Origin of the sequence: Streptomyces sp. Z423-1, from assembly GCF_013009255.1 — a bacterium.
GTDB classification, from domain to species: Bacteria; Actinomycetota; Actinomycetes; order Streptomycetales; family Streptomycetaceae; genus Streptomyces; species Streptomyces gossypiisoli.
Map to the genome: position 1 here is coordinate 8327274 of NZ_CP053109.1, position 23106 is coordinate 8350379.

Annotated in this window: 21 protein-coding genes and 1 pseudogene; 7 read left to right on the forward strand and 15 right to left on the reverse strand. The window is 71.2% G+C overall.

Annotation, left to right across the window (positions count from 1 at the left end; translation table 11 throughout):
• Positions 1-23: 23 nt before the first annotated feature.
• Positions 24-466, forward strand: a pseudogene (locus HJD23_RS38000) (SRPBCC family protein).
• Positions 467-565: 99 nt separating this feature from the next.
• Here HJD23_RS38000 and HJD23_RS38005 read toward each other — a convergent pair.
• The 4 genes from HJD23_RS38005 to HJD23_RS38020 form a co-directional block, all read right to left on the reverse strand.
• Positions 566-3052: a SpoIIE family protein phosphatase gene (locus HJD23_RS38005; RefSeq protein WP_171108786.1), complete on the reverse strand. Its 2487-nt coding sequence runs from the start codon at positions 3050-3052 to the stop codon at positions 566-568.
• A 494-nt stretch (positions 3053-3546) separates the two neighbouring features.
• A complete protein-coding gene (gene rocD, locus HJD23_RS38010) occupies positions 3547-4770 on the reverse strand; it encodes an ornithine--oxo-acid transaminase (RefSeq protein WP_171108788.1) in 1224 nt (407 codons plus the stop codon).
• The gene (gene ddaH / locus HJD23_RS38015) at positions 4767-5588 is read right to left on the reverse strand and encodes a dimethylargininase (RefSeq protein ID WP_171108791.1); all 822 of its coding nucleotides are present in this window, start codon (positions 5586-5588) and stop codon (positions 4767-4769) included. The genes rocD and ddaH overlap by 4 nt, the downstream gene beginning before the upstream one ends.
• Positions 5589-5709: 121 nt before the next feature.
• Entirely contained in the window at positions 5710-6213 is a 504-nt protein-coding gene (locus HJD23_RS38020) for an Lrp/AsnC family transcriptional regulator (RefSeq protein WP_171108793.1), read from the reverse strand.
• A 77-nt stretch (positions 6214-6290) separates the two neighbouring features.
• Between HJD23_RS38020 and HJD23_RS38025 the strand changes: the two genes are divergently transcribed.
• From HJD23_RS38025 to HJD23_RS38040, 4 genes are all read left to right on the forward strand, one after another.
• Positions 6291-7040 (forward strand): LytTR family DNA-binding domain-containing protein, encoded by a 750-nt coding sequence (locus HJD23_RS38025; protein ID WP_171108795.1) that lies wholly within the window; start codon positions 6291-6293, stop codon positions 7038-7040.
• Positions 7041-7042: 2 nt separating this feature from the next.
• Positions 7043-7402, forward strand: a complete 360-nt coding sequence (locus HJD23_RS38030; RefSeq protein ID WP_171111451.1) for a hypothetical protein — start codon at positions 7043-7045, stop codon at positions 7400-7402.
• A gap of 12 nt (positions 7403-7414) precedes the next feature.
• Positions 7415-9127, forward strand: a complete 1713-nt coding sequence (locus HJD23_RS38035; protein WP_171108796.1) for a cation acetate symporter — start codon at positions 7415-7417, stop codon at positions 9125-9127.
• Positions 9128-9469: 342 nt separating this feature from the next.
• Positions 9470-10675: a histidine kinase gene (locus HJD23_RS38040; RefSeq protein ID WP_171107493.1), complete on the forward strand. Its 1206-nt coding sequence runs from the start codon at positions 9470-9472 to the stop codon at positions 10673-10675.
• Between the two features lie 6 nt (positions 10676-10681).
• Here the strand turns inward: HJD23_RS38040 and HJD23_RS38045 are convergent, their stop codons facing one another.
• The 5 genes from HJD23_RS38045 to HJD23_RS38065 form a co-directional block, all read right to left on the reverse strand.
• Positions 10682-10852: a hypothetical protein gene (locus tag HJD23_RS38045; protein ID WP_141310231.1), complete on the reverse strand. Its 171-nt coding sequence runs from the start codon at positions 10850-10852 to the stop codon at positions 10682-10684.
• Between the two features lie 409 nt (positions 10853-11261).
• Entirely contained in the window at positions 11262-12212 is a 951-nt protein-coding gene (locus HJD23_RS38050; RefSeq protein ID WP_171107495.1) for a cytochrome c oxidase assembly protein, read from the reverse strand.
• A gap of 103 nt (positions 12213-12315) precedes the next feature.
• Entirely contained in the window at positions 12316-13341 is a 1026-nt protein-coding gene (locus tag HJD23_RS38055; protein WP_171107497.1) for a 6-phosphofructokinase, read from the reverse strand.
• Positions 13342-13528: 187 nt separating this feature from the next.
• Positions 13529-14260 carry a glutamine amidotransferase gene (locus tag HJD23_RS38060; protein ID WP_141310228.1) on the reverse strand — a complete coding sequence of 244 codons (732 nt, stop codon included), beginning with the start codon at positions 14258-14260 and terminating at the stop codon, positions 13529-13531.
• A 20-nt stretch (positions 14261-14280) separates the two neighbouring features.
• Positions 14281-15519: a MurT ligase domain-containing protein gene (locus tag HJD23_RS38065; protein ID WP_171107499.1), complete on the reverse strand. Its 1239-nt coding sequence runs from the start codon at positions 15517-15519 to the stop codon at positions 14281-14283.
• Between the two features lie 149 nt (positions 15520-15668).
• On the opposite strand from HJD23_RS38065, the gene def reads away from it, so the two are divergent.
• The gene (gene def, locus HJD23_RS38070; protein ID WP_171107501.1) at positions 15669-16208 is read left to right on the forward strand and encodes a peptide deformylase; all 540 of its coding nucleotides are present in this window, start codon (positions 15669-15671) and stop codon (positions 16206-16208) included.
• Between the two features lie 102 nt (positions 16209-16310).
• On the opposite strand, the gene HJD23_RS38075 is transcribed toward def, so the two are convergent.
• Positions 16311-16952, reverse strand: coding sequence for a TetR family transcriptional regulator (locus HJD23_RS38075; RefSeq protein ID WP_171107503.1), 642 nt, complete (start codon positions 16950-16952; stop codon positions 16311-16313).
• 170 nt (positions 16953-17122) lie between these two features.
• On the opposite strand from HJD23_RS38075, the gene HJD23_RS38080 reads away from it, so the two are divergent.
• Positions 17123-18352 (forward strand): acyl-CoA dehydrogenase family protein, encoded by a 1230-nt coding sequence (locus tag HJD23_RS38080; protein WP_171107505.1) that lies wholly within the window; start codon positions 17123-17125, stop codon positions 18350-18352.
• A gap of 18 nt (positions 18353-18370) precedes the next feature.
• Here HJD23_RS38080 and HJD23_RS38085 read toward each other — a convergent pair whose 3' ends face one another.
• The 5 genes from HJD23_RS38085 to HJD23_RS38105 form a co-directional block, all read right to left on the reverse strand.
• Entirely contained in the window at positions 18371-18892 is a 522-nt protein-coding gene (locus HJD23_RS38085) for a cupin domain-containing protein (RefSeq protein WP_171107508.1), read from the reverse strand.
• A 7-nt stretch (positions 18893-18899) separates the two neighbouring features.
• A complete protein-coding gene (locus HJD23_RS38090; RefSeq protein ID WP_171107510.1) occupies positions 18900-20168 on the reverse strand; it encodes a cytochrome P450 in 1269 nt (422 codons plus the stop codon).
• A gap of 1 nt (position 20169) precedes the next feature.
• Positions 20170-21228: a type III polyketide synthase gene (locus tag HJD23_RS38095; protein ID WP_171107512.1), complete on the reverse strand. Its 1059-nt coding sequence runs from the start codon at positions 21226-21228 to the stop codon at positions 20170-20172.
• A gap of 172 nt (positions 21229-21400) precedes the next feature.
• Positions 21401-21637: a DUF6213 family protein gene (locus tag HJD23_RS38100; protein ID WP_141310221.1), complete on the reverse strand. Its 237-nt coding sequence runs from the start codon at positions 21635-21637 to the stop codon at positions 21401-21403.
• Positions 21638-21662: 25 nt separating this feature from the next.
• Positions 21663-23048 (reverse strand): NADP-dependent succinic semialdehyde dehydrogenase, encoded by a 1386-nt coding sequence (locus HJD23_RS38105; RefSeq protein ID WP_171107514.1) that lies wholly within the window; start codon positions 23046-23048, stop codon positions 21663-21665.
• Positions 23049-23106 lie beyond the last annotated feature (58 nt).

Here is a 23106-nt window from a genome sequence, read left to right on the forward strand (position 1 = left end):
CACCGAGACACCCGGAGACCGGTATGACCATCGACGTGACGGCGGAGCGCGTCATCGGGCTGCCGCCCGAGCGCGTCGCCGCGTACGCCATGGACTGGCGCCACGACCACGAGTGGACGCAGGGCATCCGTACGGCGGAGCTGACCCAGGAGGCGGACACGGGCGGCTTCGGTGTCGGCGCCGAGGTGACGCGTACGGCCCGTTTCCTCGGGCGGCGGATCGACTACGTCCTGCGCGTCGCGGCGTACGACCCGCCGCGGCTGCTGGACATGGTGTCCGTGGCGGGCCGATGCCCATGCACGTCACCTACACCTTCGACCCGCATCCCGACGGCACGCACGCCCGGATCCGGGTGCGGGGCGACCCCGGAAAGTACTACTGGCCGGCCGGGCCCCTCATGGCCCGGCAGGTCCGCTCGTCGATCGGCAAGGACCTGCGGGACCTGGCGCGCCGGCTGGGGACCTGACGGTCGCCGGCCCCGTGCTGATCAGCGCTGTGTCGTCGGTGACGCCGTCGGGTGGCAGCCGTTCCGGCAGGACGCGTCCGCCGGTTTTCCACGCCCGCGTCAGTCCGCGAAGCCGGTCAGCGGCTGCTCCGCCCAGATGACCTTGCCGTCGGGGACGAACCGGGTGCCCCACCGCTGGGTGAGCTGCGAGACCAGCAGCAGTCCGCGCCCGCCCTCGTCCGTGGTGCGCGGATGGCGCAGATGCGGTGCGGTGGCGCCGCCGTCGAAGACCTCGCAGGCCAGCGTGCCCGCCCTGATCAGCCGCAGCCGGATCGGGCCGATGGAGTGCCGGATGGCGTTGGTGACCAGCTCGCTCACGACCAGCTCGGTGGTGAAGGTCAGCTCCTCCAGCCCCCACTCCGACAGCTGGCGGCAGGCCGACTTGCGGGCGTCGGCGACCACGGCAGGATCGCTGGGCAGGTCCCAGCTCGCCATCTGTTCGGCGCCGAGCAGCCGGGTGCGGGCCATCAGCAGGGCCACGTCGTCGTGCGGCCGGTCGGGCACCAGCGCGTCGACCACGGCCCGGCAGCGCTGGTCCAGCGACGGCGCGGGCCGCTGCAGCACGCCCCGCAGCCGGTCCCGGCTCACGTCGACCGCCCACGCCCCGTCGTCGCCGGCCAGCAGCCCGTCGGTGTGCAGCGCCAGCGTGCTGCCCTCGGCCAGCGTCACCTCCACCGCCTCGAACGGCGGCCCGCCCACGCCGAGGGCGGGTCCCTGCGGCAGCTCCACGAACGTGACCTTGCCGTCCGGCCCGATCACCACCGGTGTGGGATGTCCGGCGGCGGCCATCGTGCACCGGCCGTCGACGGGGTCGTAGACGACGTACACGCACCCGGAACCGACGGCCTGGGCGCTGTCGGTGTCCTCCGCATGCGGCCCGCACTGGTTGCCCGCGTCCGGTACGACACCCTCCTCGGGCGAGCCCAGGGCGACCAGGTCGTCGAGGTGGCCGAGCACTTCCTCCGGCGGCAGGTCCAGCGCCGCGAGGGTGCGTACGGCGGTCCGCAGCCGCCCCATGGCCGCCGCCGCCTGGATGCCGTGCCCGGTGACCTCGCCCACCACGAGGGCGACCCGCGCCCCCGACAGCGGGATCAGGTCGTACCAGTCCCCGCCGAGGCCGGTCAGCTCGTCGGCGGGCCGGTAGCAGGCCGTCACCTCCACGGCCTCCTGCTCCGGCAGCCGGTGTGGCAGCAGGCTGCGCTGCAGTACCAGGGCCGCGTCCCGCTCGCGGGTGTAGCGCCGGGCGTTGTCCACGCACACGGCCGCCCGGGAGACGAGATCCTCGGCGAGGCTCAGGTCGCCCTCGTCGAAGGGCTCGTGGCGGCGGCGCCGAAAGAAGGTGGTGACGCCGAGGGTGACGCCCCGCGCGCGGATCGGCACGGTCATCGCGCTGTGCAGGCCCAGCTCGATGAAGATGGACCGCCGGCCGCCGCGGGCGTCCGTGGCCCACTGCTCGGCGAGCGGGTCGAGTCGCTCCTCGCGCCATGAGTTGCCTGTGGTCAGCGAGCGGATCGGCGGCGATCCCGCCAGATACGAGGCCACCTCGCCGATCTCCACGACGGCCTCCGGGATGGACCGGTCGAGCGAGCGCTGCCCCGCCCGGCGCAGCCGCACCCGGTCCGTTTCACGTGGCGGCCCGAGTTCCGGTTCCGCGCCGCGCAGCACCGACTCCAGCAGATCCACGGTCACGAAGTCGGCGAGCTCGGGCACCGCCACGTCGGCCAGTTCCTGCGCGGTCTGCGTGATGTCCAGAGTGCGGCCGATGCGCTCGCCGGCGCGGTCCAGCAGGGCGAGGCGCTGGCGGGCGCGGTGCCGGTCGCTGATGTCGACGACGGTGTAGTACACGCCCATGGGACGGCCGTGGCCGTCGTCGAGGCGGGTGAACGTCATCATGTGGGCGGTCTCGCGGAACGGGGCGGACCGTACGTGGCCCACGTGCTCGAAGTCCAGGACCGGCTCGCCGGTCGCGAGGACGTGCAGCATCTGCGCCTCGATCGCCTCGGCGTCCAGGCCCGGCTGGATGTCCGCCAGCCGCAGGCCCAGCCGGTGGCTGGGCGGTCCACCGCCGAACCTGGCGAGGGCGGCGTTCGACCAGACGTAGCGCAGGTTGGTGTCGACGATCGCTATGCCGATCGGGGAGCGGGCCACCAGCTGCTCCAGCATGCCGCGACTCATGTCCCAGCCGGGGGCGTCGCCCAGTTCCGACAGCAGCACCAGCCAGCGGGAGGGGCCCTGCGTCTCCAGCGCCGAGGTGATCCGGACCATCACCCGGACCGGCATCCCGTTGTCACGCCGGGCCGTCATCAGGCCCGCCCAGCCGCCGTCCCTGCGGCACCGCTCGACCAGCTCCGGCACCCGTGCCGCGTCCTCGGGCATCAACAATTCGGCGACACCCCGGCCCACCGCCTCGGCGGGGGCGTACCCCAGCAGGCGCTGGGCGTTCCTGGTCCAGCTCGTCACCACGCCCTGGGCGTCGAGCAGCACGGGAGCGGCGTCCGCCACGTCGAACCGCCGACGGTCGACGTCGCGCTCCTCGAATGTGCCCACGGTTGACCTCTCTGTCGCTGAGAGTGGTCTACCACCTCTTGCCCCCATCTTCACCCCTGTGGGGGCGGGGCTGCCGCTGGGGGACCGCCCGCCCGGGAGAGGGGCGGGGCGGGCGGTCGCGTGGAGGGCTGGGTGGGAGCGCTGTTCGCCGGTGGGTGGGGCGTGTGTGGAGCCGTCGGCTGCCGTCGCGTGGGCGCTGTTCGCGGGTGGGTGGGGCGTGCGCGAGGCCGTCGACTGCCGTCGCGCGGGCGCTGTTCGCGGGTGGGTGGGGCGTGTGTGGAGCCGTCGGCTGCCGTCGCGTGGGCGCTGTTCGCGGGTGGGTGGGGCGTGTGTGGAGCCGTCGGCTGCCGTCGCGCGGGCGCTGTTCGCGGTGGGCGGCGGGGCGTGTGTGGAGCCGTCGACTGCCGCCGCGCGGGCGCTGTTCGCCGTGGGCGGCGCCTGCGGGGAGGCCGTCGACCGCCGCCCCCCCGCGAAGCCGCCTCCGCCCGGCCCCCTCAGGCCTGCCCCAGCACCGCCTCCAACGCCCCAACCGCCGAGCGCAGCTCCTCCGTCGTGATGGTCAGCGGAGGTGCGAGCCGGATCGTCGAGCCGTGTGTGTCCTTCACCAGCACGCCCTCACGCATGAGGCGTTCGCTGATCTCGCGCCCGGTGCCGATCGCCGGGTCGATGTCGACCCCCGCCCACAGCCCGCGCGCCCGGAAGCCGACGACGCCCTTGCCGACCAGCCCCTCAAGGGCCCCCCGCAGCACAATGCCCAGTTCCGCGGCCCGGCGCTGGAACTCGCCCGTCTCCAGCAGCTCGACCACCGCCGTGCCGACCGCGGCGGCCAGCGGGTTGCCGCCGAACGTCGAACCGTGCTCACCCGGCCGCAGCACCCCGAGCACCTCCCGGCGCGCGACCACCGCCGACACCGGCACGATGCCCCCGCCCAGCGCCTTGCCGAGCAGCAGCACATCGGGGACGACGTGCTCGTGCTCGACGGCGAGCGTGCGGCCCGTACGGCCGAGGCCCGACTGGATCTCGTCCGCGATGAACAGGCATCCCTTGCGCCGCGTCAGCTCCCGCACGCCGGCCAGGTAGCCCTCGGACGGGATGAGCACGCCCGCCTCGCCCTGGATCGGCTCGATCAGCACTGCGGCCGTCGTCTCGTCGACCGCCGCCTCCAGCGCCGCGAGGTCGTCGTACGGCACGATCCGGAAGCCCGGCGTGAACGGGCCGAACCCCGCCCGCGCCGTCTCGTCCGTCGAGAAGCTCACGATCGTCGTCGTACGGCCGTGGAAGTTCTCCGCCGCGACCACGATCGTCGCCCGGTCGGCGGGGACGCCCTTCACGTCGTACGCCCACTTGCGGGCCACCTTGATGCCGCTCTCCACCGCTTCCGCGCCGGTGTTCATGGGCAGCACCATGTCCAGGCCGGTCAGCTCGGCCAGCCGCTCGGCGAACTCCGCGAGCCGGTCGTTGTGGAAGGCCCGGGAGGTCAGGGTCAGACGGTCCAGCTGGCGGTGGGCCGCCTCGATCAGGGCGGGGTGGCGGTGGCCGAAGTTGAGGGCCGAGTAGCCGGCCAGCATGTCGAGGTAGCGGCGGCCCTCGACGTCCTCCACCCAGGTGCCCTCGGCGCGGGCGACGACCACGGGCAGCGGGTGGTAGTTGTGCGCGAGCACCGGCTCCTCGGCGCGGATCAGCTCGGCGGAGTCGCGGGTACGGGCGGGTGCGGTCATGAACGGATCTCCCGGATTTCCTGGGTACAGCACTTGATGCCCCCGCCGGCCTTGTGGAACTCCGACAGGTCCACCGGGACGGGCGCATAGCCGCGGTCGGCGAGCTGTGCGGCGAGGCCCTCGGCACGGGGCGAGATGAAGACGTGATGTCCGTCGGAGACGGAGTTGAGCCCGAACGCCATCGCGTCCTCGCGGGTGCCGAGCACCGCGTCCGGGTACAGCCGCGCGAGCACCTCACGGCTGCCGGGCGAGAACGCGTCCGGGTAGTACGCGATGTTCTCCTCGTCGAGCACGAACAGCGCCGTGTCGAGGTGGTAGAAGTACGGGTCCACCAGGGTCAGGGAGATCACCGGCACACCGAGGAACTCCTGCACCTCGCGATGCGCCTCGCGGGTGGTGCGGAAACCGGTGCCGGCCAGCACGTACCGGCCCGTCGGGACGAGGTCGCCCTCGCCCTCGCAGACGTTCTCCGGGCGGTAGACGTCGAAGCCCGCCGCCTTGAACCAGGTGTCGTAGTAGCCGGACTCGGGGCGCCGCTCGGGCGCGTGGAAGAGGGAGCCGAAGACGCGGCCGTCGACGACGACCGCCGAGTTGGCGGCGAAGACCATGTCCGGCAGACCGGGCACCGGCGGCACGGTGTCGACCGTGTGGCCGTGGTCCTGGTAGGCGCGGACCAGCGTCCGCCACTGCTCCTGGGCCAGATCGACGTCGACCCGGACGTCGGGGTCCATCCAGGGATTGATCGCGTACTGCACGGCGAAGTGTCTGGGTTCGCAGACGAGGAAGCGCCGCCGGCGCGGCACACGGGTTTCGGGCACAGAGGGGTCCCTCCGCTTCCTGCGGTGTCGACTGGGGTGACACCACGGTAGGAACGGCGGAAAGGACCGACAAGAAACAAAAGCTGCGTGTCCGCGCAGGATCGCTGCGTAGTTTCCGGCCTCAGCGCACGTCTGGTGCGCGCTCCGGCGCGGGCTGGCTCGCACCCGCCTCCGGACTCTCCGGGATCAGATGGGACAGCACCATCACACTGATCGTCTTCCGGATGAACGGCTCCGTACGGATCCGCTCCAGCACCTCCTCGAAGTGCTCCACGTCCCGCGCCCGCACATGCAGCAACGCGTCCGCGCCGCCGGTCACCGTCATCGCCGCCGTGATCTCGGGATACCCCCGCACCACCTCCGCCAGCCGCCGGGGCGGCGCCGCGCCCTCGCAGTACACCTCGACATACGCCTCGGTACGCCAGCCCAGCGCCGACGGTTCCACCGTCGCCGTGAACCCGGTGATCACGCCGGTCTCCCGCAGCCTGTCCACCCGGCGCTTCACGGCCGTCGAGGACAGCCCGATCGCCGCGCCGATCTCGGCGAAGCTCGTCCGGGAGTTCGCCATCAGCGCGGTGATGATCTTCCGGTCCAGTTCGTCGAAGGGCGCCGACCTGCTGTTCATAACAGCACTGTATCCAGGGCGAACGTCCACGCCCGGCCCGTGTGCAGACGTACGAATCGCACCTAGACTCCACGTTCATGCTGCGCGCCCTGGCTGTCGACGACGAACGACCCACCCTCGAGGAACTCGTGTACCTGCTGAACGCGGATCCGCGGATCGGCAGCGCCGAGGGTGCCGGCGACGCGACCGAGGCGCTGCGCCGCATCACCCGCGCCCTGGAGTCCGGACCGGACGGACCCGAGGCCATCGACGTCGTCTTCCTCGACATCAACATGCCCGGCCTCGACGGACTGGACCTGGCCCGGCTGCTCACCGGCTTCGCCCAGCCGCCGCTGGTCGTCTTCGTCACCGCCCACGAGGACTTCGCCGTGCAGGCCTTCGACCTCAAGGCGGTCGACTACGTGCTGAAACCCGTCCGCAAGGAACGGCTCGCCGAAGCCGTACGCCGGGCCGCCGAGCAGCGCGGCGCCGCGCCCCGCATCCCCGTCCACGAGCCCGACCCGGACCACATCCCCGTCGAGCTGGGCGGCGTGACCCGCTTCGTCGCCGTCGACGACATCACCCATGTCGAGGCCCAGGGCGACTACGCCCGCCTGCACACCGGCAAGGGCAGCCACCTGGTCCGCATCCCGCTGTCCACCCTGGAGGAGCGCTGGCGCTCCCGCGGTTTCGTGCGCATCCACCGCCGCCACCTGGTCGCCCTGCGCCACATCGGCGAACTCCGTCTCGACGCGGGCACGGTCAGCGTCCTGGTCGGCACGGAGGAACTCCAGGTCAGCCGCCGCCACGCGCGCGAGCTGCGGGACCTGCTCATGAGGAGGCCGTGACGATGCCACCGGAACCCACCGAACGCCGCGTGGTCGTCACCGGCCCGCCCCGCCGCACAAGCCGCGCCTCCGGCTACTACCGCCCGCGCACCGAGATCGACGAGCAGACCACCCTCGGCCACACCTACGTCCGCTCCCTGATGCGCACCCAGCTCCGCGCCGCCCTCGCGGTGCTCGCGGTCCTCGTCCTGCTGGTCGGCCCCCTGCCCCTGGTGTTCGCCACCACCCCCAACGCACGCCGCCTGGAGTGGCTGGTCCTCGGCTTCTGCCTGTACGCGCCCCTGGTGCTGCTGGCCCGCTGGTACGTCGGCCGCGCCGAACGCAACGAACGCGACTTCGTCCGCCTGGTCGAGGACCGCTGAGGACGTCGACCCGTGTACTCCGGATACGCCGTTCCCGCCGTCGCCCTCGTCGTCGTGGCGACCGTCCTCGTCGGCGCCTTCGGCCTGCGCATCTCCCGCACCACCTCCGACTTCTACGTCGCCTCCCGCACCGTCGGCCCCCGCCTGAACGCCGCCGCGATCAGCGGCGAGTACCTCTCCGCCGCGTCCTTCCTCGGCATCGCGGGACTGGTCCTCGTCCAGGGCCCGGACATGCTCTGGTACCCGGTCGGATACACCGCCGGATACCTGGTGCTGCTCGTCTTCGTGGCCGCCCCCCTCCGCCGCTCCGGCGCCTACACGCTGCCCGACTTCGCCGAGGCCCGCCTCGCCTCCCAGGCGGTACGGCGGCTCGCGGGCGCCTTCGTCGTCGGCGTCGGCTGGCTGTACCTGCTGCCACAGCTCCAGGGCGCCGGGCTGACGCTGACCGTTCTGACCGGCGCGCCCGACTGGCTCGGCGGGATCATCGTCGCCGTCGTCGTGACCGCGATCGTCGCGGCGGGCGGCATGCGCAGCATCACGTTCGTGCAGGCCTTCCAGTACTGGCTCAAGCTCACCGCCCTCCTGGTCCCCGTCCTCTTCCTCGTCCTCGCCTGGCAGGGCGACGGCGCCCCCCGCGACGCCTTCGACGAACCGGCCACCTTCCGCGAACAGCGGGTCGTCCGCGTCGACGACACCCTCGACCTGAAGCTCGACAGGCCGCTGACGGTGACGGTCAGCGGCACGGTCGACGGGCGCACGTACGAGGAGCAGCGGCTCGACTTGCCCGCCGGCACCCACCGAATCGAACAGAGCACCCGCCTCACGTTCGACAAGGGCACGCCCGTCCCCCGGGCGGACTCCGCGAGCGGCGGCGGGATGTCACCGTCGCGGGCCGAGAACCGTGCGGAACGCCCGCTGTACGCCACGTACGGACTGATCCTCGCCACCTTCCTCGGCACCATGGGCCTGCCGCACGTCGTCGTCCGCTTCTACACCAGCCCGCACGGCGTCGCCGCCCGCCGGACGACGGTCGCCGTGCTCGCCCTGATCGGCGCCTTCTATCTGCTGCCGCCGGTGTACGGCGCCCTCGGCCGTCTCTACGCCCCCGAACTCACCCTCGCCGGCGACGCGGACGCGGCGGTCCTGCTGCTGCCGGAGCGCATGATCGGGGGCGTCGGCGGCGATCTGCTCGGCGCGCTGGTGGCGGGCGGGGCCTTCGCGGCGTTCCTGTCCACGGCGTCGGGGCTGACCATGGCGGTCGCGGGCGTGCTCGCGCAGGACGTCCTGCCCGCGCGGGGCGTGCGGCACTTCCGGCGCGGCACGGTCCTCGCGATGGCCGCCCCGCTCGCGGCGAGCGTGCTGGTCGGCGGGCTGCCGGTGGCGGACGCGGTGGGGCTGGCCTTCGCCGTGTCGGCGTCGTCCTTCTGCCCGCTGCTGGTGCTCGGCATCTGGTGGCGTCGGCTGACTCCGCCGGGCGCGGCGGCCGGGATGCTGGTGGGCGGGGGTTCGGCGTTCCTGGCGGTGGCCGCCACCATGGCGGACTTCCCCGGCGCAGGCCCCCTGCACGCCCTGCTCGCCTGGCCCGCACTGTGGTCGGTGCCGCTGGGCTTCCTCACGATGGTGCTGGTGTCCCTGGCGACCCCGAGCCGGGTCCCGGCGGGGACGGCGGCGATCCTGGCGCGATTTCACCTGCCGGAGGAAGTGCGGGCGGAGGTGAAGGCATGAGCGAGTCCCGTTGGGGGCCAAGAGCCGCTGTGGCCGATGGGGGTTGTCTGGTGTGGTCGGGGCATGCCGGGGTTCGGCGGTGGAGGGTGGGTGATGGGCCTGCGGGTTCGTGGGCCGGCGCGGTACTGCCGCATGCGGGTGTGGGCGACGGCCCGGGTGGGGTGGCGGCATGAGCGAGTCCCGCCGGGGGCCAAGAGCCGCTGTGGCCGATGGCGGCTGTCTGGTGTGGTCGGGGCATGCCGGGGTTCGGCGGTGGAGGGTGGGTGATGGGCCTGCGGGTTCGTGGGCCGACGCGGTACTGCCGCATGCGGATGTGGGCGACGGCCCGGGAGGGGTGGCGGCATGAGTGGGTTCGTCGCCGGGCTCTGTGTCGCCGTGCTCCCGCTGCTCGCCGCGGGCTTCTGGCTGGGGCGGCGCACGGCTCGCCCCGAGAGCCTCGGCGGTCTCGGCACCCCCGTCGAGCACGCCACCTTCCAGACCCTGCACACCGCGTCCCTCGCCGCGCCCCCGCTGCGGGCCGGGCTCACGGAGGAAACGGCCCGCAAGTCCGCCCGCCGGCTGCGCTCACTGCTCGGCACGGACGCCCTGTGCCTCACCGACGACACACACGTCCTCGCCTGGGACGGTGTGGGCGCCCATCACCGCGCCGAGATCATGGAACGCCTCAGCGGCCCCCTGGAGACCGGCCGCGGCGAGGCCTTCCCGCTGACCTGCGACGCCCCCGACTGCCCCCTGCGCTGGGCCGTCGTCGCCCCCCTCACCGTCGACGACCGCGTGCACGGCGCCCTCGTCGCCTGCGCGCCCCGCGAGTCCGCCGTCCTCGTCCGGGCGGCCGGCGAGGTGGCCCGCTGGGTCTCCGTCCAGCTCGAACTCGCTGACCTGGACCAGTCCCGCACCCGCCTCATCGAGGCCGAGATCAAGGCCCTGCGCGCCCAGATCTCCCCGCACTTCATCTTCAACTCGCTCGCCGTGATCGCCTCGTTCGTCCGCACCGACCCCGAGCGCGCCCGCGAGCTGCTGCTGGAGTTCGCCGACTTCACCCGCTACTCGTTCCGTCGGCACGGCGACTTCACCACCCTCGCCGACGAACTCCACGCCATCGATCACTACCTGGCGCTTGTCCGGGCCCGCTTCGGCAGCCGCCTCTCCGTGACGCTCCAGATCGCCCCCGAAGTCCTCCCCGTCGCCCTGCCCTTCCTCTGCCTCCAGCCGCTCGTCGAGAACGCCGTCAAGCACGGCCTCGAAGGCAAGGCCGACAAGTGCCACATCAGCATCACCGCACAGGACACCGGCGCCGAGGCCCTCGTGGTCATCGAGGACGACGGCGCCGGAATGGACCCCGACCTGCTGCGCCGCATCCTCGCCGGGGAGGTCAGCCCCTCGGGCGGCATCGGGCTGTCCAACGTCGACGACCGGCTGCGGCAGGTCTACGGCGACGACTATGGCCTCGTCATCGAGACCGCCGTCGGCGCGGGCATGAAGGTCACCGCCCGGCTGCCGAAGTACCAGCCGGGGGTGCACTCGGCAGGGCGGGTCACCCGCGAGTGAACGACCTCAGGTGCTGCGGGTGGCCACCATCCCGAGAGTGATCAGGCCCAGCACGACCCAGCCGAACCACAGCCAGCCGTTGCTGCCGAGCGCCACCGTGTAGGCGGTCACCACGACGAGTCCGCCGACGGTGAGCACCCCCATCGCTTTCGTAGAGCCGTCCGTAGAACCGGGCATCGCAACACCCTCCTTATGGTTCGTCCCCTCCCATGGTGCCCCCGTTCTGCTTGCGTACGGTGCGCACGGCGAAATGAGTGCCGGAATTCCAGGAGCCTGCCCTCGCTGCGGGGATCGCTGGTCTAGGGGGTGGCTCGCTCGTCGGGGGTGCGGTCGTGGTCGGCGGTGGTGGGGCGGAGGAGGGTGCCTGGCTGGTCGGACGCTCGGTCGCCGGTGGGCGCCGGTGACGACGGGCCCGGATCCGGGGGAGTGGTCGCCCCGCCACTCGTGCCCCCGGGCACACTCAGCGTCACGTACTCCTACTCCCCGAACCACAGCCGTGTCCCCGCCGCCGGATCCGAGGGGCCCGCCGTTCCGACCGGGCGGCTGATCCCGCGGCGGGAAAAAAGGAACCGCCCGGAAAAGCAGGTCAGCGGCTGCGTGCGTTCAGTGAGGCCAAATAGGCGTTGTACGCCTCGAGTTCCTTGTCGCCGTCGCGGTCGGCGGCCCGGTCCTTGCGCCGCGCCTGCCGCTGCTCGGAGGCGTACCACTGGAACAGCAGCGCGATCAGCACCAGAACGGACGGGATCTCACTGAACGCCCAGGCGATACCGCCGGCCGCGTTCTGGTCGGCGAGCGCGTCGATGCCGAGCGACGCGGGCGGGTCGGCGTAGGTGTCGACCATCGGCGTCGACGCCATCATCAGCGCGATGCCGAAGAACGCGTGGAACGGCATGCCCGCGAACAGCTCCAGCATCCGCATCAGATGGCCGGGCCGGTGCGGCCCCGGGTCCACGCCGATGATCGGCCAGAAGAACACCAGGCCCACGGCGAGGAAGTGCACCATCATCGCGATGTGCCCCGGCTTGGAGCCCATCAGGAAGTCGAAGATCGGGCTGAAGTACAGCGCGTAGAGGCTGGCGATGAACAGCGGGATCGTGAACGCCGGGTGCGTGATGATCCGCATGTACCGGCTGTGCAGCAGCGCCAGCAGCAGCTCGCGGAGGCCCTTGTGGCCCCGGGCGGCGGGCGGCAGCGCGCGCAGCGCGAGCGTGATCGGGCCGCCGAGCAGGATCAGGATCGGCGACAGCATGCTGATCACCATGTGCTGCACCATGTGCACGCTGAACATGACCATGCCGTAGTCGTTCAGCTGGGTGCACATCATCAGCCCGATGGTCAGCACACCGGCGACGAAGGACACGGTCCGCCCGAGCGGCCACTTGTCCCCGCGCCGCCGCAGCCGGACGACGCCCCACCCGTACAGCGCGAGCCCCAGCAGACAGGCCACGAGAAAGAACGGCTCCGCCGACCACTGAAGCCCCCGCCCCAGCGTGAACGGCGGCAAATCCATGGTCATGCCGTGCCCGCTGTGATCCATCCGGCGGCTCCTGTTTCGTGCGGGTTGTGCTGTCTGTCCGCCCCAAGACTAGAACTGCCCCCGGCCGCGCTTGCGACCGGGGGCAATGCAACGTACCGGACGGCTAAAGCACGCACTCCGCTTCGGCGTACCGCGCCGACGGCACGGTCTTGAGAGTCTCCACCGCCTCCGCAAGGGACACCATCACAATCTCGGTCCCCTTCAGCGCGGTCATCTTCCCGAACTCCCCCCGATGCGCCGCCTCCACCGCATGCCACCCGAACCGAGTGGCGAGCACCCGGTCGTAGGCCGTAGGCGTACCGCCCCGCTGCACATGCCCGAGAATGACCGGCCGCGCCTCCTTGCCGAGCCGGTTCTCCAGCTCGACGGACAGCTGCCGGGCGACCCCCGCGAACCTCTCGTGCCCGTAGATGTCCTTGCCGCCCTCGTCGAACGCCATCGTGCCGGGCCGCGGCTTCGCCCCCTCCGCCACGACGACGATCGCGAACCGCTTGCCCGCCTCGAACCGCTCCCCGACCTTCGCGGTCAGCTCCTCGATGTCGAAGGGCCGTTCGGGTACGACGATGGCGTGGGCGCCCGCCGCCATGCCCGAGTGCAGCGCGATCCACCCGGTGTGCCGGCCCATGACCTCGACGATCAGCACCCGCTGATGCGACTCGGCGGTGGTCTTCAGCCGGTCCAGCGCCTCGGTCGCGACGGTCACGGCGGTGTCGAAGCCGAACGTCACGTCGGTCACGGCGATGTCGTTGTCGATGGTCTTCGGCACGCCCACGATGGGCAGACCGCTGTCCGACAGCAGCCGGGCCGCCTTGAGGGTGCCCTCACCGCCGATCGGGATGATCGCGTCCAGGCCGAGCTCCTGGACATGCCCCTTGGCCCGCTCCACACCGTCCCGCAGATGCTCGGGACGGACCCGGGAGGAGCCGAGGATGGTGCCGCCGCGGGCCAGGATGCCGCCCACCGCGTCGAGGTCGAGCTTGAGGTAGTCGCACTCCAGGAGGCCTTTCCAGCCGTCACGGAAGCCGATGACCTCGTCGCCGTGGTCGACGACAGAACGGTGCACGACGGACCGGATGACGGCGTTCAGACCGGGGCAGTCGCCGCCGGACGTGAGGACACCAATGCGCATAGCCCGAAATACCTTCTCGACGTGAGCCGGGACCGGACCACGCTGTCCGGCTCGATCCCCGCCACCCTAGCGGCACCGGGGGGCGGGACCGAACCGTGCGTCCGACTGCTGGACGACCCCGCTCACCTGTGCGGACGGCCCGTCAGACGGGCTCCTTGAGCGGCGCTGGAGCGCAGGTGAACGCGTCCTACGCGGGCTGCTGCTGCGCCGCCGCGATGCGCTCGTCGCGCAGCGCCTCGTACCAGCGGTCGTCGGTCGGCGGCAACGCGTTGACGTCGAGGGCCAGCTTCAGCAGCAGGTCGGCGATCTGCGGGTTGCGGGCCAGCACCGGGCCGTGCATGTACGTGCCGAAGACCGTGTCGTTGTACGCGCCCTCCGTGCCGTCGCCCGTGCCGTTGCCGTTGCCGAACCGCACCTGCGCGAGCGGGCGGGCGGTGGGGCCGAGGTGGGTGACGCCCTGGTGGTTCTCGAAGCCGGTCAGCGGGGGCAGGCCCAGGCGCGGGTCGATGTCGCCGAGCACGTCACCGACGCACCGCGCGCCCTCGCCGCGCACGGACACCACGTCCAGCAGCCCGAGGCCGGGCTCGCGCTGGCCGAGGTCGTTGATGAACTCGTGGCCGAGGATCTGGTAACCGGCGCACACGGAGAAGACGATCGCGCCGTTCCCCACGGCCCGGTGCAGGCCGCCGTCGCGGCGCAGCCGCTCGGCCGCGAGCCGCTGCGGGCGGTCCTCACCGCCGCCGATCAGGTAGATGTCGCCGGAGGTCGGGATCGGCTGGTCGCTGCGCACGTCGAGCCGGGCCACGTCCAGGCCGCGCTGCCGGGCCCGGCGCTCCACGACGAGGACGTTGCCCTGGTCGCCGTATGTGCTGAGCAGGTCCGGGTAGATCCAGACGACCCGCAGTTGGTTGTCGCTCACGAAAGTCCCCTGAGTGCTTGTCAGTTGCCGACGCGGCGGCGCAGGTCCTGGAACGCGGTGTAGTTGGCGATGACCTCGATCCGGCCCGGCGGGGCCGTCTGCACCGCCTGGTCGAGGTTCTCGCAGACCTGGAAGTGCTGGTTGGCGACCTCCAGCCGTACCGCGAGGTCCAGCTTGCGGTCGCCGATGACGAAGATCGGGTGGCCGGTCAGCCGCGTGTAGTCGACGTCCCACAGCCACGAGGTGTCCGTACCGTCGGCGGAGCGCGCGTTCACGGACAGGATCACCGGCGTCGGCGGCGGGTCGATGAGGGAGAACGTCTCCAGCCATCCGGCCGGGTTCTTGGCGAGCAGCAGCCGCAGGTCGCGCTGCATGAACTGCACCACGTCGTACCGCCCGGCCACGGCCTGCACCTGGTACATCCGCTCCAGGGCGACCTGCGGCGGCACCCCGAACACCGCGGCGACGGCGGCCGAGGAGGTGGCGTTGGCCTTGTTGGCGCGGCCCGGCAGCTGGAGGTGGATCGGCCAGGCGGAGCCGTGCGGGTCGAGCACATGGTCGCCGGACAGCGCCCAGCTCGGCGTGGGCCGGCGGAAACCGCACTCGCCGCAGAACCAGTCGTCGCCTGGGCGCTGCATCACACCGCCGCAGGACGGGCAGGACCAGGCGTCGTCCTTCCACATCTGCCCGGCGGCGACCCAGATCACGTTGGGGGACGACGACGCCGCCCACACCACCAGCGGGTCGTCCGCGTTGGCGACGACCACCGCCTTCGACCCGGCGAGCCCCTCACGCCAGTTCTCGGCGAGCATCCGGGTCTCGGCGGCACGGTCGAGCTGGTCGCGGGAGAGGTTCAGCAGCGCGATGCACTTCGGGTCCGTGTCGCGGGCCACCCCGGCGAGGTACTTCTCGTCCACCTCGATGACACCGAACTTGGCGTCCGAGCCCCCCGCCAACGCCGACGTGATACCGGCGGGCATGTTCGCGCCGAGCGCGTTGGACACCACAGGGCCCGCGGCGCGCAGCGCCTCGGCGATGAGCCGCGTGGTGGTGGTCTTGCCGTTGGTCGCCGACACCAGGATCACGTCCAGGTTCTGGGCGAGCCGGGCGAGAAGGTCGGGGTCGAGTTTGAGGGCCACCCGGCCACCGATCACCGAACCGCTGCCGCGCCCCGCGGCGCGCGATGCCGCTGCGACCGCCTTGCCCGCGGTCACGGCCAGCTTGGCCCGCGGCGTGAGCGGGTCCGAGTTGCCTGCCATCAGTTCTCGATCCTCCTTGCGTACGCGCCGCGCCGTAGCATCCGGCAACGTGGTGAGGCCTCAGCCTATCGAGATCCACTCACCTGCCCGAATCGCGGCCCGCGCCTGCGCGGCGGACGTGGACCGAAGGGAACCGTACCCTTGCGGTCATGCGACACGGCTCGATCCCGGGCGCCCACGGGCGCGTCCGGCCTCTCACCCTGCTCGGCGACCCCGCGTTGCGTGAGCCCTGCCGGGAGGTGACCGACTTCGGCAGTGGACTGGCGGATTTGGTGGAGGACTTGTTCGCGACGATGTACGCCGCGAACGGGGTCGGCCTGGCAGCCAACCAGATCGGCGAGCCGTTGCGGGTGTTCGTGTACGACTGCCCCGACGACGATGACGTACGTCACCTGGGCCATGTGGTCAACCCACGCTTGGTGGAGACGGACGGCGTGGTGGTTCGCGGCCCGGAGGGCTGCCTGTCCCTGCCGGGCCTGGAGGCAGGGACGGAGCGTTACGACCATGCGGTGGTGGAGGGGTTCACGGTGACCGGGGAGCCGGTGACGGTACATGCCACGGGGTTCTTCGCGCGGTGCCTCCAGCATGAGTGCGACCATCTTGAGGGCCGGGTCTATGCGGACCGAGTAACGGGCTGGCGCCACCGTCGCCTGATGCGACAGGTGGCCCGGGCCCCTTGGCGCAGGTGAGGATGCCGACTCAGGGGCGCGGGGCTGTGTCGTATGCGGCTCCGCCGCGTGGGCGCGACAAGCCACACACAACCCACACAACCCGCAGACCGCATACCACCGTCAGAACCCCGGACCCCCCATCCGATCCCCCGCAGCCGCAAGACGCCCCCACAGCAGATCAGCCAAACTCCGCACCAACTCATCCCGAGAACAAGGCCGTTCCCCCAGCCACCAGTCCCCGGCGGCATGCATCATCCCGACGATCCCATGCCCCCACACCCGGGCCAGCTGCTGACTCCCCGGACCGAGATCCAGCCGCTCCTCGATCACCTGGGCCAGCTCCTCACCCATCCGCCGCAACAACGGCGCCGAGTGCTTGCCCACATCGAACCCCTGATCCCCCGGCGACCCCTCCGCCGGATGCATCAGAAACCGATACACCTGGGGCCGAGCCTCGATCGCCGCGAGATAGGTGTCCAGGGTCGCCTCGACCCGCTCGCGCCGCTCCGCCGGAGCGTCCAGCGCGGCCCGCAGCGAGTCCAGCAGCGCGTCGGTGTGCCGCTTGGCCAGCGCCGCGTACAACCCGCCCTTGTCACCGAAGTGGCGATAAAGGATCGGCTTCGTGATGCCCGCCTCCGCGGCGATGGCGTTCATCGACGCCTGCGGGCCGTCCCGCAGCACCACCCTGTCGGCGGCCTCCAGCAGCTCGCGCCGTCGGCGGTCGGCGGACCGCTGTTGCTCGGTCCGCTGCGTGGTGTCCATGAGCTCTCCCCACCCGTGCTGAATCGGTGACGCCAGCGCAAACTAACACTCAACACGCCCCGTGCCTCGAACGGGCTGCCGAGGAATCGTCGTCAGTTGACTTTTCCTACCCATGGGTAACAGACTGCTGTTACCGCAAGTAACATGCATTGTGCGCCGCTGGAGGGGACATGGCCGAGTTCACCATGGAGCTCAACGACGAACAAAAGGAGGTCCGGGACTGGCTGCACGGCTTCGCCGCCGATGTCATCCGCCCCGCGGCCGCCGAATGGGACGAGCGTGAGGAGACTCCCTGGCCGGTCATCCAGGAGGCCGCGAAGGTCGGCATCTACTCCCTCGACTTCTACGCGCAGCAGTACTTCGACCCCACCGGCCTCGGTATCCCCATGGCCATGGAGGAGCTGTTCTGGGGCGACGCCGGTATCGCCCTGTCGATCGTCGGCACCGGCCTCGCGGCGGTGGGGGTGCTCGCCAACGGCACCGAGGAGCAGATCGGCACCTGGATCCCCCAGATGTACGGCGATGCCAGCGACGTCAAGGTCGCCGCGTTCTGCTCCTCCGAACCCGACGCCGGGTCCGACGTGGCGTCCATGCGTACGCGTGCGGTGTACGACGAGGCCAAGGACGAGTGGGTCATCGACGGCACCAAGACCTGGGCGACCAACGGCGGCATCGCGGGCGTCCATGTGGTCGTCGCGGTCGTCGACCCCGAGCTGGGCTCCAAGGGTCATGCCTCCTTCATCATCCCGCCGAACACACCGGGGCTGTCCCAGGGCCAGAAGTTCAAGAAGCACGGCATCCGCGCCTCGCACACCGCCGAGGTCGTCCTCGACAACGTGCGTGTCCCCGGCTCCTGCCTGCTCGGCGGCAAGGAGAAGCTGGACGAGCGGCTCGCCCGCGCCCGGGAGAAGGCGAAGGCCTCCGGCGGGGAGCGGGTGAAGAACGCGGCGATGGCGACGTTCGAGGCGAGCCGTCCCGCCGTCGGCGCGATGGCCGTGGGCACGGCCCGGGCGGCGTACGAGGTGGCCCTGGACTACGCGATGACGCGTGAGCAGTTCGGGCGGCCGATCATCGACAACCAGGGGGTCGCGTTCCAGCTCGCCGACATGCGCACGTCCATCGATGCGGCGCGGCTGCTGGTGTGGCGGGCGTCCTGGATGGCGGTGAACGGGAAGCCGTTCACGGCGGCCGAGGGCTCGATGTCCAAGCTGTTCGCGAGCGAGACGGCGAAGAAGGTCACCGCCCAGGCCATCCAGATTCTCGGTGGCAACGGCTACACCAGGGAGTACCCGGTGGAGCGCATGCACCGCGATGCGGCGATCTACACGATCTTCGAGGGGACCAGTGAGATCCAGCGGCTGGTGATTGCTCGGACGGTGTCTGGGATGTCCATTCGGTAGTACGCGGGGGGCGTGCACTCATCGGTGCTTCAAAGGTGTGAGTTGCTCGATGTCGTACCTTGCCCGGAGTTTTTCGATCGCCTCGTGATCCGGTGGGCCCCCGTCCCTCAGGATCTCCAGCAGTTCCTCGAAGTACCGCTCGTGATCCGGAGGCGGGGACGCCTGGAAGAACATCTTTGCCGGGGTCTCCGTCGGATTCGCGAACGCGTGCGGGCATCCGGGCGGCACGACGATGACCGTCCCCGGTGTCGCACGGACCACCCGCCTTCCCGAACTCGACTCCCACTTCTGCCAGTTGTCGGGGGTCCGGACGCGGGGCTCGAAGGCGAGTACGTCCAGCTCGCCTTCGAGGACGTAGAACAGCTCCTCGCTGCGGGTGTGCACATGGGCGCCGACGTCGAAGCCCGGGGGCACGAGCACCTCGAAGGTGGAGGCCGTCCGGGAGTGCGAGCCGGTGACCTTGAACGTCACGTGCTGGGCGGGTGTCTGGACCACCCGGCCGTGGCCGGGTGGCACCAGCAGTCCCTCGGTCGCGGTCACCGTGCGCTCACCAGGTCACGGGCAGGCATTCGGGCCCGCGGATCAGCGCGCCCTTCCTGAAGGGCACTTCATCCGGCGGCACCGCCAGTCTCAGGCCCGGCACCCGGTCCAGCAGGGCGTCCACCAGCAGCTCGGACTCCAGCTTCGCCAGCATGCCGCCCACGCAGTAGTGGGGCCCGAAGCCGAACGCCGCATGCGGGTTGGGGTTGCGGGAGAAGTCGATCGTCCCGGGGTCGGGGAAGACGTCCGGGTCCCGGTTGGCCGCGAGATACGACACGTAGATCGCCTCGCCCGCGCGGATGAGGTGGCCTTTGATGTGTACGTCCTCCGTGGCGATGCGGGACAGGCCGACGGCGTTGCGGTGCGGGATCCAGCGCAGCAGTTCGTCGATGGCCTGCGGGCGGATGGCCGGCTCGGCGCGCAGTCGCTCGGCGAGGTCCGGCCGGGTGAGCAGGATGTAGAACATCTGCCCGCTGTTGTTGGTGACCGCCTCGCCGCCGATCTGGACCAGCACGGCGAGGCCGACGGCCTCCTCCAGCGTGATCTCGCCCCGGCCCACGGCGGCGCCGAGCAGGGAGGTGACGTCCTCGGCCGTGCTGTTCTCCCTGAGGCCGATGAGATCGGAGAAACAGGCGCTCATCTCCTGCTTGGCCCGCTCGCTGACGTCCGCGCCCTGCGACGAGGACAGGATCAGCTGCGTCCAGACGTGCATGTTGTGCCGGTCGGCGGCCGGGACGCCCATCAGCTCGCAGATCACCGCGATGGGGAAGGGACTCAGCACGGTCGCCGTGAGGTCGGCGGGCGGGCCGTCCTGGAGCAGTTCGTCCACCAGCTCGTCGAGCATCCGCCGGGACTTCTCCCGTACCCGCTCCACGCCCCGCGCCGTGAACGCGGAGGCCACCGAGCGGCGCAGCCGGGTGTGGTCCGGCGGATCCAGGAAACCGACCGCGCCACGGGCCGGGATGAAGTGCGGGGCGAGCCGGGTGACCGGCCGTTCCCTGACCGCCTCGCGACTGAACCGGGGGTCGTTGGCCACCATCCGTACGTCGTCGTAGCGGGTGACGAGCCAGGCCCAGCCCTCGCCGTTGGGCAGCTGGATCCGGGTGACCGGGCCGTCGTCCATCAGGTCGCGCAGGACCGGATCGAAGGCCACTCCGGTCAGGTCCAGTGCCGGCCACTGCCGCACGGGTGGCGGCGCGGTCCCCGTGGTCGTGTCGTCGCTCCTGCCGCACCCGACGTGCGGTGGCGCGGTCGCGATGATCGTGTCCTGGCTCATGTCACGCCGCCTCGTCGATCTGCCAGCGGCCCACGGACATCTCCGCTGTGATGCCGGGTCCGAACCCGGCGAGCAGTCCGCGCGCCTGGTGCTCGACGCCGCCCTCGTCGAACAGCCTGCGCAGCGCGTCCAGGACGACGGCGCTGGCGATGTTGCCGTACTCGGTGAGGGTGGCCCGGCTGAACCGGAAGGCGTGCGGCTCGACCTGCAGGAATTTGCTGAGGTCGTCGAGGATGCGGGGTCCTCCGGCGTGGATGATGTAGAAGTCCAGGTCGGAGGCGTCCCACCCGTGGGCGCCCGCCAGCTCGTGCAGCGCCGGCGCGAGCGGCTCCATGGTGCCGGGCACCCGCTTGTCCAGCAGGAAGTGGAATCCGGTGGCCCGGACGTCGTACGAGATCCAGTCCTCGGTCTTGGGGATCAGGTACGAGCCGTTGCGCTCCAGCTTCACTCCGGTGCCGCCGCGGCCGCGGACCACGGCGGCGGCGATGCCGTCCCCGAACAGGCCGTTGGACAGCAGCGATCCGACACCGATGTCGGTGGGCTGGTAGCACAGCGAGCAGAACTCGCAGGCCACGATCAGCACATTGCCCTTGGGGTAGGCCATGCAGAAGTCGTGGGCCCGGTTGATCGCCGCGCCGCCGGCCGCACAGCCCAGCTGGGCTATGGGGATCTGACGGGTGTTGCTGGGGAAGTCCATCTCGTTGATCAGCCAGGCCGTGAGCGAGGGCATCATGAAGCCCGTGCACGACACATAGATGATCACGTCGATGTCGCTGGTGAGCATTTCCGCGTCGTCGAGCGCCCGTTGCACGACCGCTGGGACACGGGCCTTGGCCTCGGCTTCGTAGATCTTGTTGCGGGTCTCGAACCCGGGGTGCTTGAGGGTCTCCTCGATGGGCTGCACGATGTGCCGCGTGCGCACGCCGGTGTTCTCGATCAGCCGAAGGGCCAGCGGAAGTTGGGGATGGTCCGCGTGGCGGGAGCGTGCCAGCTCCAGCGTCTCTTCCATCGTGATCACGTGTTCTGGAACGGACACCGAGGGTCTGCACAAAGTCGCCATGAACCGTGCCTGCTTTCGCCGTCCGGAAGGCTCTGGGCCCCGGTCAGAAGGTGGTTCACCTCCGAGGAGGTGTAAACCCACGATCACCCGAGAGGCCCGCGATCTCGCGCCGGGTTACTCCGTACAGGCGACAACGACTTTCGGGCGCCGGGTCACCGCACGCCGCTGACCTCTAGGAACCGGCCCCACTGCTGTGCGCGATGCACGCCACGTCGATCCGGTCGGCCAACTTGGCCAGCTCGATGGTCAGCGCGGCGACCGTGTCCTCGTCGAGCCCCTCCTGCCCGGCCTCGACGAGACGCAGCCACCTCCCGCCCACCGTGCGGAGCAGCTTGCTCACGTCGGCCGCGGCCACCTGCAAGGTACCGCGGTCGTCGACGATCAGAGGCAGAGTCACTTCGCGGTTCACAAAGGGGATCGTAGCCCCGGAACCCTCACGCTCCGTGCCATACGGTCGTGATGTTGCAGAACTCGCGGATTCCGTGCCCGGACAGCTCACGCCCGTACCCGGACCGCTTCACACCCCCGAACGGGAAAGCCGGGTGCGAGGCGGTCATCCCGTTGACGTACACACTGCCCGCCTCCAGATCCCGTACGAACCGGTCGACGTCCGTCTCCGCGCGCGTCCAGACGTTGGAACTCAGTCCGAAAGGGGAGTCGTTGGCGATCAGCACCGCCTCGTCCAGGTCACCCGCCCGGTACAGCGTGGCGACCGGCCCGAACGCCTCCTCGCGGTGGATGCGCATCTCGCGGGTGATCCCGGCGAGGACCGTCGGCGGGTAGTACCAGCCGTCGCCCTCGGGCCGCTCCCCGCCGCACAGCACGCGCGCGCCGCTGCGCTTCGCATCGTCCACCAGCTCCTCCAGGTCGGCCCGGCCCCGCTCGCTGGACAGCGGCCCGACCTCCGTCTCCTCGTCCATCGGGTCGCCGATCCTGAGCGCCTCCATGCCCTGGACGAAACGCTCGGCGAAGGCGTCGTACACGTCCGTGTGGACGATGAACCGCTTGGCGGCGATGCACGACTGGCCGGTGTTCTGCACCCGCGCCGTCACCGCGACCTGTGCCGCCCGGTCGAGGTCCGCCGACGGCATCACGATGTACGGATCGCTGCCGCCCAGCTCCAGCACCGTCTTCTTGACCATCTCCCCGGCGGTGGAGGCGACCGCGCGCCCGGCGGGCTCGCTGCCGGTCAGGGTCGCCGCCCTGACGCGTTCGTCGCGCAGGATGTCGTCGACCGCGGCGGCGCCGATGAGCAGGGTCTGGAAGCAGCCCTCGGTGAAGCCCGCCCGGTGGAACAGGTCCTCCAGGTAGAGGGCGGTCTGGGGCACGTTCGAGGCGTGCTTGAGCAGTCCGACGTTGCCCGCCATCAGCGCGGGCGCGGCGAACCGGATCACCTGCCACAGGGGGAAGTTCCACGGCATCACCGCGAGGATCGGACCGAGCGGCCGGTAACGGACCCGGACCCGGGAGGCGCCGGAGTCCTCGACGTCGGTGTCGGCGGGCTCCTCGTCGGCGAGGAGGCGCTCGGCGTTGGCGGCGTACCAGCGCATCGCCTTGGCGCACTTCGCGGCCTCCGCGCGCGCCTGCTTGATCGGCTTGCCCATCTCGGTGGTCAGCACGCGGGCGATGTCCTGCTGGTCCTCGTCCAGGAGGTCCGCCGCCCGGTTCAGCAACCGCGCGCGGTCGGCGAAGCCGCTCTCCCGGTACGTGCGGAAGGTGGCCACGGCGAGCTGGAGCCGGCGCTCGATCTCCTCGGCGCCCATGGCCTCGTACGTCTTGATCGTCTCGCCGTTCGCCGGGTTCACCGTTGCGATGGGCATGGCTGGCCTCCTGGGGAGCGACTGTGCTATGACCTTGCCGCGCCGCGGTGGGGGCCGC

Bases quoted from the DNA above. Each gene is read 5' to 3' on its own strand.
- rocD (WP_171108788.1), bottom strand. From the start codon at position 4,770: ATGACCGCACCCGCCCGTACCCGCGACTCCGCCGAGCTGATCCGCGCC.
- HJD23_RS38020 (WP_171108793.1), bottom strand. From the start codon at position 6,213: ATGAACAGCAGGTCGGCGCCCTTCGACGAACTGGACCGGAAGATCATC.
- HJD23_RS38025 (WP_171108795.1), top strand. From the start codon at position 6,291: ATGCTGCGCGCCCTGGCTGTCGACGACGAACGACCCACCCTCGAGGAA.
- HJD23_RS38030 (WP_171111451.1), top strand. From the start codon at position 7,043: ATGCCACCGGAACCCACCGAACGCCGCGTGGTCGTCACCGGCCCGCCC.
- HJD23_RS38040 (WP_171107493.1), top strand. From the start codon at position 9,470: ATGAGTGGGTTCGTCGCCGGGCTCTGTGTCGCCGTGCTCCCGCTGCTC.
- HJD23_RS38045 (WP_141310231.1), bottom strand. From the start codon at position 10,852: ATGCCCGGTTCTACGGACGGCTCTACGAAAGCGATGGGGGTGCTCACC.
- HJD23_RS38050 (WP_171107495.1), bottom strand. From the start codon at position 12,212: ATGGATCACAGCGGGCACGGCATGACCATGGATTTGCCGCCGTTCACG.
- HJD23_RS38055 (WP_171107497.1), bottom strand. From the start codon at position 13,341: ATGCGCATTGGTGTCCTCACGTCCGGCGGCGACTGCCCCGGTCTGAAC.
- HJD23_RS38065 (WP_171107499.1), bottom strand. From the start codon at position 15,519: ATGGCAGGCAACTCGGACCCGCTCACGCCGCGGGCCAAGCTGGCCGTG.
- def (WP_171107501.1), top strand. From the start codon at position 15,669: ATGCGACACGGCTCGATCCCGGGCGCCCACGGGCGCGTCCGGCCTCTC.
- HJD23_RS38075 (WP_171107503.1), bottom strand. From the start codon at position 16,952: ATGGACACCACGCAGCGGACCGAGCAACAGCGGTCCGCCGACCGCCGA.
- HJD23_RS38080 (WP_171107505.1), top strand. From the start codon at position 17,123: ATGGCCGAGTTCACCATGGAGCTCAACGACGAACAAAAGGAGGTCCGG.
- HJD23_RS38090 (WP_171107510.1), bottom strand. From the start codon at position 20,168: ATGAGCCAGGACACGATCATCGCGACCGCGCCACCGCACGTCGGGTGC.
- HJD23_RS38095 (WP_171107512.1), bottom strand. From the start codon at position 21,228: ATGGCGACTTTGTGCAGACCCTCGGTGTCCGTTCCAGAACACGTGATC.
- HJD23_RS38105 (WP_171107514.1), bottom strand. From the start codon at position 23,048: ATGCCCATCGCAACGGTGAACCCGGCGAACGGCGAGACGATCAAGACG.